This is a genomic window from Aliiroseovarius sp., from assembly GCF_030148435.1.
GTDB lineage: Bacteria > Pseudomonadota > Alphaproteobacteria > Rhodobacterales > Rhodobacteraceae > JASBTN01.
Genome location: NZ_JASBTN010000057.1, coordinates 19,582 through 34,962 on the forward strand (window position 1 = coordinate 19,582; position 15,381 = coordinate 34,962).

Genomic DNA, 15,381 nt, shown 5'->3' on the forward strand with positions numbered 1-15,381 from the left:
GCCCTATCGCGCCCATGGAACCCTCGCTTGCCCAACTCACCCGCGTCTTTGCCCGCATCGGCCTCATGTCCTTCGGCGGCCCGGCCGCGCAGATCGCCGTCATGCATCGCGAACTGGTCGAAGTTCGCCCCTGGCTGACCGAGGACCAGTTCCTGCGCGCCCTGTCCTTCTGCATGCTGTTGCCAGGCCCCGAGGCGATGCAGCTCTGCACCTATGCGGGCTGGCGTCTGAAGGGCGTGACGGGCGGGTTGATTGCTGGGTTGCTGTTCGTTCTTCCGGGCGCTGCGGTGATGCTGGCGCTGGTGCTGGCCTATGCCGCCTGGGGCACCCTGCCTGTCGTCGAGGCGGTGTTCCTGGGCATCAAGGCGACGGTGGTGATCGTGGTGCTGCAGGCCCTGGTAAAGCTGGCGAAGAAGGCCCTGCGCCAGGCGGATCGCTGGGTCATTGCCGCCCTGTCCTTCCTGGCGCTCTACGGATTCGGCGCGCCCTTCCCCTCCGTAATCGCCCTGGCTGCCGCCTATGGTGCGCTCAGCGCGACCGGCCGGACCGAGGATGTCCCCCGTCCCGACACCACCGCCACCCTGCGCACGGCGCTGATCTGGGGCGGGCTCTGGATTGCCCCGATCGCCGCCGCCTGGGCCGCGGGCAGCCAGATTCTGGCGCAGATCGGGCTGTTCTTTTCCAAACTGGCCGTGGTCACGTTCGGTGGCGCCTATGCGGTGCTGGCCTACATGACACAGGAAGTGGTAACGCGCCACGGCTGGCTGACGACCGCCCAGATGATGGATGGTCTGGGCCTGGCGGAAACCACCCCCGGCCCGCTGATCCTTGTGACCGAATTCGTCGGCTTCCTGGCGGGCTACGGCACTGGCGGGATCGGATTGGCCCTGGCGGCCACGGCAATGACGCTGTGGGTCACTTTCATCCCCTGTTTTCTGTGGATCTTCGCCGCCGCCCCCCACGTGGAATGGCTGACCACACGTCCGCGCCTCAAAGCTGCCCTGTCCGCCATCACCGCAGCCGTCGTCGGCGTCATCGCCAACCTGTCGCTCTGGTTCGCGCTGCATGTGTTCTTTGCCGAGGTCACGCAGGCCCCCGCCCCCTTTGCCGCCGCCCTCCCGACGCCGGGCAGCCTTGACCTGCACGCGCTGGTCCTGGCCGCGATCGCCGCGGCGCTTCTGCTGGGCGGGAAACGCCCCCTTCCGCTTGTGCTTGTCCTGATGGGAGGGGCCGGCTGGCTTGTTGGATCCGTCACCATCTGACTTCCCTTCCCCCCCGAATCCCCTATGCTGGAGCAAAGCGTTTCGACCCGGACCGCGCCAGGTTCGCGTGGAAACGCCACGACACCGATCAAGGTTGTGGGCGTTGCGCGAAAAGCCGTGTTTCAGCTTCTTCACGAAACGCCATATTGTGAACAGGAAGGCCCATCCATGTCCGACCGGATTGATTATGGAAATCTGATGCACAACGCGATGCGGAGCCTGATCCGCACCGTTCTGGACGAGGTTGCCGAACGTGGCCTGCCCGGCGCGCATCATTTCTTCATCAGTTTCGACACCACCCATCCGGAGGTCGAACTGGCCGACTGGCTGCGCGAACGCTTCCCCGAGGACATGACCATCGTCATGCAGCACTGGTTCGCCGACCTTGACGTGGGCGAGGATGGGTTCGCCGTCACGCTGAACTTCGGGGACCAGCCTGAACGCATGGCCATCCCCTATGACGCGATCCGCACATTCGTCGATCCTTCGGTGGAATTCGGGCTTCGTTTCGAGACGCAGGAAGACGAGGAAGAGGCGGAACTGGCCGCCTCCGAGGAGGCACCTGTCGATTTCGAGGAATTCGCCCCCCCGGCCGAGGACAGCCCCGCCGCGGCCGAGGAGGACAAGGAAGACGCGCACAAGGACGCCGAGATCGTCAGCCTGGACAGTTTCCGCAAGTAACACGACGGCTCCCCGGGCCCGCGAAGGGGGGGCTCGCGCCCCGATTGCGGGGCCTGCGGGCGTTGCGCGCGCAAAAGACGCCGTCCAGTGCGCCACGTTAGCGGTATCCAACGGTATACAGGATTGAACTTTGCGTCCGATCCGGTATGAAGTCAGCGATCACTTATCAAAGGCGCCGAGACATGACCCAGACCCGCACCGAAACCGACAGCTTTGGCCCGCTCGAAGTTCCCACCGACAAGTATTGGGGCGCACAGACACAGCGCTCGCTTATGAATTTCCCGATCGGTTGGGAAAAACAGCCCGTCGCCATCGTGCGCGCCCTGGGCGTGATCAAGCAGGCCTGTGCCGAGGCGAACACCAGGTCGGGAGACATGGACAAGACCATTGGCGACGCGGTCGTGCAGGCCGCCTCGGAAGTGGTGGCCGGCAAGTTCGACGACAACTTCCCGCTGGTCGTCTGGCAGACCGGCTCGGGCACCCAGTCGAACATGAACGCCAACGAGGTTATCGCCAACCGTGCAATCGAGATCCTTGGGGGCGTGATCGGGTCAAAAGACCCGGTGCATCCGAACGACCATTGCAACATGGGCCAGTCGTCGAACGACACCTTCCCGACCGCCATGCATATCGCCACCGCCATGTCGGTACGCGACGTGCTGCTGCCGGGGCTGGAAAAGCTGCTGGCGGGGCTCGAGGCCAAGCAAGCCGAATTCGCCGACATCATCAAGATCGGCCGTACCCACACCCAGGACGCGACGCCGCTGACGCTGGGCCAGGAGTTCTCGGGCTACGCCCACATGATCCGCCAGGGGATCGGCCGCGTGAAGGCGGCCCTGCCCGGCATCTACGAACTGGCGCAGGGCGGCACCGCCGTCGGCACCGGGCTGAACACGAAAAACGGCTGGGGCGAGGAAGTCGCCGCCAACATGGCCCGCATCACCGACCTGCCCTTCGTCACCGCCCCGAACAAGTTCGAGGCCCTCAGCGCCCATGACGCCATGGTGTTCATGTCAGGCGCCATCGCGACCGTGGCCGGCAGCTGCTACAAGATCGCCAATGACATCCGCTTCCTGGGCTCCGGCCCGCGCTCGGGTCTGGGCGAACTGATCCTGCCGGAGAACGAACCGGGCAGCTCGATCATGCCGGGCAAGGTGAACCCGACCCAGGCCGAGGCGCTGACCCAGGTCGCCGCCCATGTCATGGGCAATGACGCGGCGATGAAATTCGCCGGCTCGCAGGGGCATTTCGAGCTCAACGTCTACAACCCGATGATGAGCTACAACCTGTTGCAGTCGATCCAGCTTCTGGGCGACGCCGCCGACAGCTTTACCGAGCGGATGCTGAACGGCATCAAGGCCAACGAGCCGCGCATCGACAAGCTGATGAAGGAAAGCCTGATGCTGGTCACAGCACTGGCGCCGACCATCGGCTATGACAACGCGACCAAAGTGGCCAAGACCGCGCATAAGAACGGCACCACTCTGAAGGAAGAGGCGATTGCGCTCGGCTTCGTGGATGAGGCCACCTTCGACGCAGTCGTCCGTCCGGAACAGATGATCGGCCCGAAAGGCTGACATGGTAAAAATCGTCAACCTGAACAAGGCGCGCAAGACACGCGACCGCGTGAAGAAGCGCGCGCAAGCCAATGAAAACGCGGTAAAGTTCGGGCTGACGAAAGCTCAGAAAGATCTAAACAGAACCCGGGGCGAGAAATCGGCCCGGGTTCTGGACGGGCAGGAAAAAGAATGAGACCCGAAAAACACTCCCTGACCCTGCACGGGCACCGGACTTCGGTGTCGCTGGAACGTGAATTCTGGGATGCGTTTCGGGAGATTGCCGCGCAGCGCGCCATGCCGATCAACGCACTGGCCGCCGAGATCGACGCCGCGCGCGGGGTGGACATGGGACTGGCCTCGGCAATCCGGTTGCACGTGTTGCGCCACTATCGTGGATTAACGGGCGACTAACCTTGCTGGGGCAAGGTTGGGCCATGACCAGATCGCCCCTTTCCTCCCCCGGAGAAATGGCTGGCACTGCTGTTCAATTGCCAGGCCGCCGCCAAGGGCGGCGTCACTCGGCGTCAGGTGCGTGATGTGGACCGGATCGTTCGGCGTGATCGTTTTCCAAGCGAAATTGAAAGGCGCGGTTTTCACCTGATCGGGAATGCCGGACAATTTCTCAATTTCTGCAATCACGACCCCGTGTGGGTTTTACGCTGACATGGCCATCAAATTTCTTCGAAGAAATTGGGAAGAGTTTTCGAAAAATCTGTCCACGCCTCACCCGCGCCGGGTGATCTTCAGCCAAATCCCGTCCTTGCCCCGCACAGTCAGATGCGCCACCGGCATCGCGGGCTTTTCGGCCACCAGTTCGAAACGGTATTCGCGCACCAGCAGGGACAGGATCAGCGCGCCCTCGATCATCGCGAAAGCCGACCCCGGGCAGACCCTCTGTCCGGCTGAAAACGGCACATAGGCCTCCCGCATGCATTTTTTGCCCTCCGGCGTCGCAAAGCGACCCGGGTCGAAGTCATCCGGCCGCTCCCAGATGCGTTCATGGCGGTGCAGGTGCCAGGGGCTCAGCACCACCTGGCTGCCCTTCGGCACAGAGCGCTCGCGGAAGGTTTCGGGGCAGGCTGCCTCGCGCACCATCATCGGCACCGGGGGATAGAGCCGCATCGACTCGCGAAACACATCGCGCGACAGTTTCAGCCTGGACATTGTTGAGAAATAGATCTTTTCAGGGTCGAAGGCCCGCGCTTCTTCGGCCACGCGGTCCTGCCACTCCGCGTGCTGCGCCAGAAGATAAAGCGCCCAGGCCAGGGCAGAGGCGCTGGTTTCATGCCCGGCCAGGAAGAAGATCGCGACCTGATCGACCATTTCCTCGGTATCGAAACAGGCCCCCGTCTCCGGGTCCGGGGTGGTCATGATCTTGGTCGCCAGATCATCCGGCGCGGTGCCCGCGCGGATCGCCTCCATCCGATCGGCGGTCAACCGGGTGATCAGCGCCCGGATGTCGCGGGCGGTTTCCCTGGTCTCACGCCGATGAAACCGGGGAAACCAGCGCGGAAGCGGCAGGATCGCGCCCAGGTTCACCACCGGCGCCGTGCGCTGATGGTCCTTGAACCGGTCAAAGACGGCGCCCGCCACCTCGTGCTCGATCGGGATCGAAAACAGGGTGCGAAAGATCACGTCGGCGGCGGCGTGGCTGGTCTGTGCCTCGATCTCGACCGGTTGGCCATCTGCCAGTGGCGCCAGCCGTTCGACACAGGCCACACCCGCATCCCACATGGCCGGGAACACCTCACGCACCCGCCCGCCTTCGAAGGCCGGGTCGATGATCCGGCGTTGCCGCTTCCAGGTTTCTCCATTGGTGATAAATACCGAATTGCCCAGCAGCGGCGCCAGCCCTTCGCGCACGCGGTCCGATTTTGGGAAGTCATCCGGCCGCCCCTTCAGCACAAGCTCGACCAGCTCAGGGTCATTGCACAGGAAACTGCGAAAGAACGGTGTGCGGAACTCGGCCATCCAGGCGCGGTACAGATGCGCGGGCTGGGCCGACAGAATATCGCGGCGAAACAGTTTCATGTAGCGCCAGAGCGAGACCTTGCCCGGGCGCGCGGGGGGTTTGGGGGGAAGAAGATTGGCGTCCGTCATGGGGCCATATCGGTGTATTTCGACATCGGCCTGTCAATGCGGCTTTTCGACGGGGGACGGCCGTCAAAGCGGGTTGCCAGGGACAACGGCCCCGCCGTGATGCGAAAGTAGTCATAGTCCCCCGGCCGGTCGAAGGCACAGAGATACTGGAAATGCAGACGAAAGAACCGCCAGCGCAGTTCGGCCCAACGTTCGGGGCTCAGGGTCTGAGTAAACGCCGCCGAGAGGACCAGCGGCCAGCGCTTGCCGGTCTCTGGTGCGACCCCGGAGACCAACACCGGATCGCAGAGCGCAAATGTGCAGCCATCCCCCGGTGCGGTCACATCGACCCAGGTGATCGCCGCAGCTTGGCTGAGGTCGTGCAGGTCGCGGCGAAGACGCCGCGCTTCGGGAAGGAAACTGACCATCGGCACCACCTGTCCCAGGGTCAGGAAACCCAGTTTTGGCCCCTTGGCTGGAAGCCGCCCGTCGCGGATCAGGTCGGCCAGGATCGAAACGCCCAGATGCGCGCCGGAGCTGTGGCCGACCACCAGCACCTCATCCACATCGGTGGTCAGCGCACGGGCGATGCGGTCGGCAAACTCGCCCATGCGCGCTTCCAACTCGGGCGGGTTCGCCCCCCGGGTGGCCGCCGAATAGCTGTAGTCGTGCATCAGGTAGTAGACGTAGAGCCTGTTGTCGGTCTTGCGGAACCACTTGAGAAGCGCGGCAAGAACGGTCAGGAACACCGCGCCCCAGGCCACCATACCCGCCAGCGGATGCAGCATGCCCGCCCCCCAGCGGGCCAGCCCCGCCAGGACCGCGCCGATCAGCACGGCCAGGACCAGTTGCAGGATCAGCATGCCCACCGGGTAGAGAGCGGCAATCACCGGCCCCTTGCGCAGCTGCATGAGCCGCCGGAGCGCGCCGGAGCCGATATAGGTCCAGGCGGTGCGAACCATCATCAGATAGGTGGCGGGAATCGACAACTCCATACTGTCGCGCACAATGTCGGACCAGACCAGAACATCGAACTCGGCTTCGACTTCTGCCCCATCCTGGGTGGAGTTGACCAGCCAGCCATAGGTTTCAGCCCCCTGCCGGCCGATCAGGTCGAGGTTGTAGCCGGAAATCGCCCCCTGGGCCGCCCCCTCCTTGCGGTAGAGTTCCCTGTAACGGCGCGGGTGAATCGGGTCGTAGCCGGGAATGTAGAACACCCGGCGTCGCGTGACTTCCTGCTTTGGTTTGCCTGTCATTTGCAGACCCTGCCCGACCTGCCATGGACATAGCAGAAAAAACAGGCGGGATTAAGACCTTACCACGCTCAGCCGATCACGGCCAGGGCCGGGAAGGTCTCCAGCAGCCAAAAGGAGAAAGCCGAGAACCCGCCGGTCAGCATCAGCAACCCGATGGTCCACAGAAGCAGGCCCATGATGCGCTCGATCTGCTCCATGTGACGTTTCATCAAGCCCATGAGCCCTGTCAGGCGCGACATGAAGGCGGCGACCAGCAGGAAGGGCACACCGAGCCCGGCCGCATAGGTGCCCAGAAGAAGAGTACCGCGCGCCACATCGCCCTCGCTTGCCGCCATCGACAGGACCGCCCCCAGGACCGGACCGATGCAGGGAGTCCAGCCGAAGGCAAAAGCCAGCCCCAGCAGGTAGGCCCCGAACGCGCTGCCGCCCCTGTCACCGGCATCGACACGCGCCTCGCGCTGCAGAAAGGGAATGCGGATGGCGCCAATGAAGTGGGCGCCGAAGGCCATCACCAGAACACCGGCGAAAATATTGAAATAACTCTGATTCTGCAGAAACAACTGCCCTGCCAAGGACGCGGCAAAGCCCAGGAACAGGAACACGGTCGACAGGCCCATGACGAAGAACAGCGCCGTGATCGTCGCCTTGCGCGCCGCCGCGCGGTCCTCGTTCAGCTCGCTCATCGAAACGCCGGACATATAGGCCAGGTAGGGCGGCACGATCGGCAGGACGCAGGGGCTGAGAAACGAGATACCGCCCGCAACAAGGGCAATGAACATGGCGGGCAGAAGGCTCGCGTCGAAGAGGTCAATTCCGAACATGTCCTTCAAATAGCGATTTCGCAGCGCGAGGTCACGGGGCAAGCGGTCACAGGGGCGCGATATCGCGAAAGCTTGACCGGGTGCCCGGCATGGACAGGGCGCCACCGGTGGCCTATGTCAGACCCATGACCGAGCTGCCCCCCCAGATGATGCATCACGACGAAGACCTCGACGCCATCGGCCTTCTGTGCCCCCTGCCCGTGCTGAAGGCGCGCAAGCGGCTGAAGGGGATGGAAAGCGGCCAGGTGTTGCGTCTGCAAGCCACCGACCCGGCGGCGGTGATCGACGTGCCGCATTTCTGCACCGAACAGGGGCACGAGTTCCTGGGCCAGGCAGAAGGCGACGGGGCAATGCTTTATTTCATCCGACGGAAGTAAGCAGGCGCCAGGCCGCAAACGCCCCCCGGAAACGAAAAACGCCGGACCCTCGGGCCCGGCGTTTTGCTTTCTTGATGGCCAGATCAGCTGGTCAGCGACCACCAGCCCTTTTTCTTGGGCTTGGGCGGCTCGGTGCTTTCCGGTGCGGGGGCTTCGGCCTCGGCCAGGGCCGGTTCCTCTGCCTGTTCCGGTTCGACCTCCGCCACCACGATCTCCTCCTCAGGCGCCTCGGCGGGCGTTTCTTCGCCCTGCGGCGCGGTCTCGACCTCGACGTTTTCGGCCGGGGCCTCGGCAGCGACCTCTTCCGCCGGTGCGGCGTCGGCCGGAGCTTCCGCAGCGGGGGCTTGCTCTTTGGGCGCGGCCGCGGTCTCGGCAGCAGGCTCGGCCTTTTTGCGGCGGGTCCGGGGCTTGCGCTTGGGCTTCTCTTCCTCGGCCGGGGCCTCGTCCTTGGCCTCGACGTCAGCCGCCTCGGCGCTGGCCTCTTCCTTGGCGTCGGTTTCCTCCGCCTTCTTCGCCTTGGGAGCCCGCTTGCGTGTGCGCTTCTTGGGCTTTTCCTCCTCGGCGGGGGCCTCTGCCTCCTCCACTTCGGCGGCCGGGGCGGCTTCACCTTCGGCGGCTTCAACCGTTTCCTCGGGCTTCTCGTCGGCCTTCTTGCGGCGCGTGCGGCGGCGCTTGGGCTTTTCTTCGGCCTCGGGCGCGGGTTCGGCGGCCTCCTCGGCGGGCGCGTCTTCGGTCGGGGCCTCGGCAGCCTCGTCCTGAACGCCGTCCCCGCCGTCCTCGGACCCGGCCTGAGCCTCTCCTTCAGCACCACCCGACTTGCGACGACGACGACGACGGCGGCGCTTCTTGGGCTTGGGCGCTTCTTCGGTCTCGTCCTCAGTGTCCACGGTGCTCACCACTTCGGCCTCTTCGACCTCGGCGTCGATGTCGCTCATTAGCGAGGCGTCAACGGAAACGACCGGCGCTTCGGGCACCACGCGCGTGGCGGTCTTGAACTTCTCGATCGAGAAATCGGGCGAGATCAGGAACGGGTCCGCTTCGATACGCACGGAAAGGCCGTAGCGCGCCTCGATCTGCGCGATATGCTCGCGCTTGTTGTTCATCAGGAAGTTGATGATGCCGATCGGGGCTTTCAGCAGAACCTCGCGGCTCCGGCGCCGCACCCCCTCTTCCTCCAGCTGGCGCAGGATGTTCAGGGCCAGGTTGTCGTCCGAGCGGATCAGGCCGGTGCCGTGGCAATGGTTGCACGGCTGGGTCGTCGCCTCGATCATGCCGGGGCGCAGACGTTGACGGGACATTTCCATCAGGCCGAAACCGGAGATCCGCCCCACCTGGATACGCGCGCGATCCGTCTTCAGCTTGTCCTTCATGCGCTTTTCGACGGCGTTGTTGTTCCTGCGTTCTTCCATGTCGATGAAATCGATCACGATCAGACCGGCAAGGTCGCGCAGGCGCAGCTGGCGGGCGACCTCTTCGGCGGCCTCCAGGTTGGTCTTGAGCGCCGTTTCCTCGATCGAGCCTTCCTTGGTGGCACGGCCCGAGTTCACGTCGATCGCCACCAGGGCCTCGGTCACGCCGATCACGATATAGCCGCCGGATTTCAGCTGCACGGTCGGGTTGAACATGCCCGACAGGTAGCTTTCCACCTGGTAGCGCGCAAAGAGCGGCATCGGTTCGGTGTACCGTTTCACGTTCTTCGCGTGCGACGGCATGATCATCTTCATGAAGTCCTTGGCGGTGCGATACCCGACTTCGCCTTCAACCAGAACCTCGTCGATCTCGCGGTTGTAGAGGTCGCGGATCGAGCGTTTGATCAGGTTGCCTTCTTCGTAGATCTTGGCGGGCGCGATGGATTTCAACGTCAGCTCGCGGATCTGTTCCCAGAGGCGCTGCAGGTATTCATAGTCGCGCTTGATCTCGGATTTGGTGCGCTTGGCACCCGCGGTGCGGACGATCAGCCCGGCACCCTTGGGCACGTCGATCTCGGCGGCAATGTCCTTGAGTTTCTTGCGGTCGGTCGCATTGGTGATCTTGCGCGAGATGCCACCACCGCGCGCGGTGTTGGGCATGAGCACACAGTAGCGGCCGGCCAGCGACAGGTAGGTGGTCAGGGCAGCACCCTTGTTGCCGCGCTCTTCCTTGACGACCTGCACCAGCAGGATCTGGCGCACCTTGATCACTTCCTGGATCTTGTATCTCTTCGGGCGCGGCTTGCGGCGGGTGCGGATTTCCTCGGCGACATCTTCCTCGGCGACCGACTCGATCTGGTCGTCCTTTTCGGTGGCGTCGAGGGGCTTGGCGTCCTCGTCGTCATCCTCGTCGTCGTCATCCGAACCGTCGTCGGAACCGTTGTCCCCGGCTGCGGGGTCGGCTTGCTGGTCCGCCTTTGCCGCTTGCGCATCTTCCGCAGCATCTGCCGATGCGTCTTCCGTGGACGCCCCGGCGTCAGCCTCCGCGTCCCCTTCGGGGGCAACAGGCACGGCAGTCTCGGCGGCGGCTTCCGCCTTCACCTCGTCGGGATCGGCCACGGGGGTCTCTGCGACCAGATCCATCGGCGACTGGCCCTCGGTCGGGTCCGCGCCGCCTTCGTCCAGGTCGATAACATCCATGCCGGCGGGGCTGGCCTCCAATTCCTTGGTGGCCACCACGTCGGTGCCCTTGGCCTCTTCGGCCTTGGATTTCGACCGCGAGCGGCGCGAGCGGGTGCGGCGCGCTTTCGGTTTCTCGTCCTCGGCGGCCATCGCTTCGGCATAGGCCTGTTCTTCGGCCAGCAGCGCCTCACGGTCCGCGACCGGGATCTGGTAGTAGTCCGGGTGGATTTCCGAGAAGGCCAGGAAACCGTGGCGGTTGCCGCCGTAATCGACGAAAGCGGCCTGCAGCGAGGGTTCGACGCGGGTTACTTTTGCCAGGTAGATATTGCCAGCCAGCTGGCGTTTGTTCTCGGATTCAAAATCAAACTCTTCGACTTTGTTTCCGTCGACCACCACGACGCGGGTTTCTTCCGCGTGGGTGGCATCGATAAGCATCTTCTTTGCCATGTTGTCCAATTGCACCCGAAGGTCGGCCTGCCCCTCCTGGAGGAGCGGCGGGGGACTCGGGGTGACTTGTCAGGGCGAGAGACGGCGCGGCGTTCGGCACGGCTGTGGTCGACCCTTGGGCCACCCTTCCGTCTTGCTCGAACCTCTCGCGCGTCATCGCGTTTCTTCTCCGGCGTCGCGGTCGGTCTTCGTGGGGTCTTGTCCCCGAACCCGGCCCGTGCCGCCCATTCAGAACCCAAGCCGCGTCGCGCGTCACCGCGCCACGGATCGAGCAAATTATTCGGCCTTTCGGCCCTCTGGCCGGACCCTCGGACCTCGTTCGCCCGTGGTCTCCGACCCTCTCGGTCTGGCCTGCCCCGCGCGGCGATCTGCGCCTGCGACCGGGTAGGTCAGCGAAACTGTCAAGCGGGCACGTTCACATGTGCAAGAACCGCTTGTGTCGAACATAAGGTCTGGGGGGCAGGAATGACAATGGCGAAAATGCGCCAATTGTATAACTTCCTGTCACAACGCCGGTTTTTCGTGCGCCCATACGGGCGGGACGGGTTGGGCACAGGGTACCGGCTCAGTACAGCCCACCCGAGGACAAGGAGCCGAAATCCGCCTTTTCGGGGATCACCACCACTTCGCCATCCGAAGTCACCACTTCTTCGCCGGTATCGGGTTCCACGATCTCGCCTTCCGTTTCGCCCTCACCATAGAGGAACAGGGGCAGGTTCGAGCCCATGGCAAAGCCACCGTCGAACATGACGCCGAACAGGGGCTCTTCGCCGTCGCGGAAATATTCCGCCACCACGTTATCGCCGATGGCATCATCCGACAGTCGCTCGCCGGTAAACCGATCGATCTTGATGAACCGGCCGCCTTCGGGCACCTCGAAGGGTCCGCCCCCATATTTTGCAACCGCCCGTTCCATGAACTGGTTGAAGACCGGGCCGCACATGCCGCCGCCCGAGCCGCCGGGCATGGAGCGCGGGCGGTCATAGCCGATGTAGCAGCCCGCCACGATGTTCGAGGTAAAACCGACGAACCACACGTCCTTGGTGTCGTTGGTGGTGCCGGTCTTGCCGGCCACGGGCACGGGCAGGGTCACGCGGCCCGCCGCCGTGCCGCGCTCGACCACCCCGCGCATCATCGAGGTCAGCTGGTAGGCGGTGATCGCGTTCATCACCCTTTCGCGGTCCGAGTCGATCCGCGGGCCATAGCCCGGGTCCAGCGCGGCGGTGTCGCAGTCCACGCAGCTGCGTTGATCGTGGCGGTACACCGTGCGGCCCCAGCGATCCTGCACCCGGTCGACCAGGGTGGGTTCGACCCGCTCGCCGCCATTGGCAAACATGGCATAGGCCGCAACCATGCGGAACAGCGTGGTTTCCTCTGCCCCAAGCGCGTTCGCCAGGAACGGGTTCATCCGGTCATAGACACCGAAACGCTCGGCATAGCTGGCGACAAGGTCCATACCGATCTCCTGTGCCAGGCGTACGGTCATCAGGTTTCGCGATCTTTCGATCCCGGTGCGCAGCGGCGTCGGCCCGTAGAATTCGCGCGAGGCGTTCTGCGGGCGCCAGATACCGGCGCCTGTTTCCACCTCGATCGGGGCGTCGATGATCACCGTGGCCGGGGAAAACCCGCTGTCCAGCGCGGCGGCATAGACGAAGGGTTTGAAGCTCGACCCCGGCTGGCGGGTCGCTTGTGTGGCCCGGTTGAAGACCGAATGCTGGTAGCTGAACCCACCCTGCATCGCGATCACACGGCCGGTGTTTACATCCATCGCCATGAAGCCGCCCTGGACCTCCGGCACCTGACGCAGGCTCCAGCGGATGAAACTGCCATCCGCCTCATTGGTCAGGGCCCGGACCAGTACGACCTCACCTTCGCGCAGCAGATCACCGGCAACGCGGGCTTTTGCACCCGCCTGTTCCGTTTCCGCATCCCAGCGTCGCGCCCAGCCGACATCCTTGGCGGAAATCCAGTGGCCGTCCTCGTCCTCTTCGACGCCCTCGATACCGATGCGCGCGTCATTGTTGCCGACGCGCAGCACCACGGCGACATGCCAGCCGGGAATGTCACGGGGCATGTCCACCTCGGCCAGGGCATCGCGCCAGGTGGCTTCGTCAACCCTCTGTTCGGAGGTGAGTGTCACCCCGGTCGGGCGCCAGATGCCACGCTCGCGGTCGTATTTTTCAAGCCCCTGGCGCAGGGCAGACGCGGCTTCGAGCTGCAGGTCCGGGTCCACGGTGGCCCGAATCGACAGACCACCGTTGAAGAACTCGTCCGCGCCGAAGTTGCGGCTGAGCTGACGACGGATCTCGTCGGTGAAATAGTCGCGGTCCGGCATGGACGCGCGGAAGGGGGCGATATCGCCGGTCTGCACCGTGCGGATCGGGGTGGCCACGGCGGTGTCATATTCCGCGCGGGTCAGATACCCGTTCTGGCGCATCTCGCGCAGCACGTAGTCGCGGCGTTCCAGCGCCTCGTCATAGTTCTTGGCCGGGTTGTAACTGTAGGGGGCCTTGGGGTGGATGGCGAGGAAGGCGGCCTCTTCCGGGGTCAGGTCTTCGAGCAGCTTGTTGAAATAGCTCTGCGCAGCGGCGGCAACTCCGAAACTGCGCACGCCAAGGTCGATTTCGTTCAAATAGAGCGCCAGGATTTCGTCCTTCGACAGTACGCTTTCCAGGCGCACCGACAGGATCAGCTCCTTGATCTTGCGCTCGGCGCGACGGTCCGAAGACAGGAGGAAGTTCTTCACCACCTGCTGGCCGATGGTGGACGCGCCACGGATGCGCCCGCCCCGGGCCGCCTCCAGAGCGGCGGCGGCAATGCCACGAATGTCGAAGCCCTGGTGCTTGTAGAAATTCTTGTCCTCGGCAGAAATGAAGGCCCATTTCACAAGGTCCGGGATCTGTTCGGGCGGCGTGTAGAGGCGGCGTTCGCGGGCAAACTCATCCATCAGGCGGCCCTCGCCGTCATAGATTCGGCTGATCGTCGCCGGGGTGTAGTTCGACAGCTGCTCGTGGCTGGGCAGGTCCAGAGAATAGGCATAGAACACGCCGCCAATCAGCAGCGCGCCCATGAAGATGGACAGGGTGATCCAGGTAAAGATGGACCCGAAAATACCAAGAATGAAGCGGACCACGCGCGCCCCCTGTTGTGCCTCGCCTGCCCCCTATATCGGGTGGCGGCACGGGGGTCAAAACCCCCCGGGCGAAATTTCGGCGGTGTCACGCCTGTTTTCCCCGGGTTTTCAGGCACCTCTTGTCCGGGCAAGGGCCGCCTGTCACGAGGGGCGGCATGAGCAGTCCCGAAATGATCCTGGAAACCTACGAGTCGGTGGCCCAAGGTTTCGCCCGTGCCCGCAACCGCAGCCTGTTCGAGCGTCGCTGGCTCGATCGGTTGCTCAACCACGCGCCCGCGCGCCTGCCCGCACGCCGGGTCCTGGACCTGGGCTGCGGCCCGGGCCTGCCGATTGCCGCCTACCTGTCCGAGCGCGGCTGTGCCGTGACCGGGGTGGACGGGGCGGCCGCGATGGTGGCGCTGTTTCGCGAGAACATGCCGCGCGCCACGGCGGTCGAGGCCGACATGCGCGGGCTTGAACTGGGCAAGAAGTTCGAGGTCGTGCTGGCCTGGAACTCCTTCTTCCACCTGTCGGTGGAGGATCAGCGCGCCATGTTCGCCACCTTCGCCGCCCATGCCGCGCCGCGCGCGGTGCTGATGTTCACCTCGGGCCCAAGCGCCGGCGAGGCGATTGGCGAGGTCGAGGGGCAGCCGGTCTATCACGCCTCGCTGGACCCGAAGGAATACCGCAAGCTGTTGGTGGACAGCGGGTTCGCACCGATTTCTTTCACCCCGGAGGATCCGGAGTGCTTCGGGCATTCGGTCTGGTTGGCACGATACATGGGGTGAGCGCCCCGAATGCCTCGCCCGGAGGGAGGGAGGGAGGGGGGGGAGCCGCGCGCAAGATCGCGGCTGTCGCTACGCTCCGATTTCATGCCCTGTCGCACATTCTTCGAATATGCTGTCGGGCCGACGCGCCCGTAGCCGGACGCTTGGCCTCCGGCGGGGATATTTTCGGCAGGGTCTACCACAGCTCAGCGCCTGAGTGGTTTCATTTTACATGACTTTAGAAGGATCTTGTAGAGGTCCCTGTCACGCGTGTTGAAACGGAATTCTGTTTCTTTCAGAAACACCGGAAACGAGGCTCTCCGAAGCCCGTTGAACTTCTGGTGCCGCCGTTTTGCATAGCTCCAGAAGCTCTCGATACCGTTGATGTGAACACCGTTTTCACTGAAGATTGGCTTGTCGCGATCATAA

The 15,381-nt window shown here is 64.2% G+C and carries 13 protein-coding genes and 1 pseudogene; 7 read left to right on the top strand and 7 right to left on the bottom strand.

Annotation, left to right across the window (positions count from 1 at the left end):
- The first annotated feature begins 14 nt into the window (after positions 1-14).
- The 5 genes from chrA (at position 15) to Q1V43_RS10645 (ending at position 3,913) form a co-directional block, all read left to right on the top strand.
- Positions 15-1,262 carry a chromate efflux transporter gene (gene chrA, locus Q1V43_RS10625; RefSeq protein ID WP_300517550.1) on the top strand — a complete coding sequence of 416 codons (1,248 nt, stop codon included), beginning with the start codon at positions 15-17 and terminating at the stop codon, positions 1,260-1,262.
- A gap of 168 nt (positions 1,263-1,430) precedes the next feature.
- Positions 1,431-1,943 (top strand): ClpXP protease specificity-enhancing factor SspB, encoded by a 513-nt coding sequence (locus tag Q1V43_RS10630; RefSeq protein ID WP_300517553.1) that lies wholly within the window; start codon positions 1,431-1,433, stop codon positions 1,941-1,943.
- A gap of 182 nt (positions 1,944-2,125) precedes the next feature.
- Complete coding sequence (gene fumC / locus Q1V43_RS10635) at positions 2,126-3,520, top strand: class II fumarate hydratase (protein ID WP_300517555.1); 1,395 nt, start codon at positions 2,126-2,128, stop codon at positions 3,518-3,520.
- A 1-nt stretch (position 3,521) separates the two neighbouring features.
- The gene (locus Q1V43_RS10640) at positions 3,522-3,695 is read left to right on the top strand and encodes a DUF4169 family protein (RefSeq protein WP_300517558.1); all 174 of its coding nucleotides are present in this window, start codon (positions 3,522-3,524) and stop codon (positions 3,693-3,695) included.
- Entirely contained in the window at positions 3,692-3,913 is a 222-nt protein-coding gene (locus tag Q1V43_RS10645) for a ribbon-helix-helix domain-containing protein (RefSeq protein WP_300517561.1), read from the top strand. The genes Q1V43_RS10640 and Q1V43_RS10645 overlap by 4 nt, the downstream gene beginning before the upstream one ends.
- Here Q1V43_RS10645 and Q1V43_RS10650 read toward each other — a convergent pair.
- The 4 genes from Q1V43_RS10650 to Q1V43_RS10665 form a co-directional block, all read right to left on the bottom strand.
- Complete coding sequence (locus Q1V43_RS10650; protein ID WP_300517564.1) at positions 3,899-4,141, bottom strand: hypothetical protein; 243 nt, start codon at positions 4,139-4,141, stop codon at positions 3,899-3,901. The two genes, Q1V43_RS10645 and Q1V43_RS10650, sit on opposite strands and share 15 nt — an antisense overlap.
- A gap of 84 nt (positions 4,142-4,225) precedes the next feature.
- Positions 4,226-5,602: a cytochrome P450 gene (locus tag Q1V43_RS10655; protein ID WP_300517566.1), complete on the bottom strand. Its 1,377-nt coding sequence runs from the start codon at positions 5,600-5,602 to the stop codon at positions 4,226-4,228.
- Complete coding sequence (locus Q1V43_RS10660) at positions 5,599-6,837, bottom strand: hypothetical protein (RefSeq protein ID WP_300517568.1); 1,239 nt, start codon at positions 6,835-6,837, stop codon at positions 5,599-5,601. The genes Q1V43_RS10655 and Q1V43_RS10660 overlap by 4 nt, the downstream gene beginning before the upstream one ends.
- Positions 6,838-6,905: 68 nt before the next feature.
- Positions 6,906-7,658, bottom strand: a complete 753-nt coding sequence (locus Q1V43_RS10665; RefSeq protein WP_300517571.1) for a cytochrome c biogenesis protein CcdA — start codon at positions 7,656-7,658, stop codon at positions 6,906-6,908.
- Positions 7,659-7,783: 125 nt separating this feature from the next.
- Here Q1V43_RS10665 and Q1V43_RS10670 point away from each other — a divergent pair, with 125 nt between their 5' ends.
- Positions 7,784-8,035, top strand: coding sequence for a sulfurtransferase TusA family protein (locus tag Q1V43_RS10670; protein WP_300517573.1), 252 nt, complete (start codon positions 7,784-7,786; stop codon positions 8,033-8,035).
- A gap of 83 nt (positions 8,036-8,118) precedes the next feature.
- Here Q1V43_RS10670 and Q1V43_RS10675 read toward each other — a convergent pair whose 3' ends face one another.
- Both Q1V43_RS10675 and Q1V43_RS10680 read right to left on the bottom strand, forming a co-directional pair.
- Positions 8,119-11,073 carry a ribonuclease E/G gene (locus Q1V43_RS10675; RefSeq protein WP_300517576.1) on the bottom strand — a complete coding sequence of 985 codons (2,955 nt, stop codon included), beginning with the start codon at positions 11,071-11,073 and terminating at the stop codon, positions 8,119-8,121.
- Positions 11,074-11,638: 565 nt separating this feature from the next.
- The gene (locus tag Q1V43_RS10680; protein WP_300517579.1) at positions 11,639-14,206 is read right to left on the bottom strand and encodes a PBP1A family penicillin-binding protein; all 2,568 of its coding nucleotides are present in this window, start codon (positions 14,204-14,206) and stop codon (positions 11,639-11,641) included.
- A gap of 155 nt (positions 14,207-14,361) precedes the next feature.
- Between Q1V43_RS10680 and Q1V43_RS10685 the strand changes: the two genes are divergently transcribed.
- A complete protein-coding gene (locus Q1V43_RS10685) occupies positions 14,362-14,973 on the top strand; it encodes a class I SAM-dependent methyltransferase (RefSeq protein WP_300517582.1) in 612 nt (203 codons plus the stop codon).
- A 185-nt stretch (positions 14,974-15,158) separates the two neighbouring features.
- On the opposite strand, the pseudogene Q1V43_RS10690 reads toward Q1V43_RS10685, so the two are convergent.
- Positions 15,159-15,381, bottom strand: a pseudogene (locus Q1V43_RS10690) (IS1595 family transposase); the annotation flags it as partial.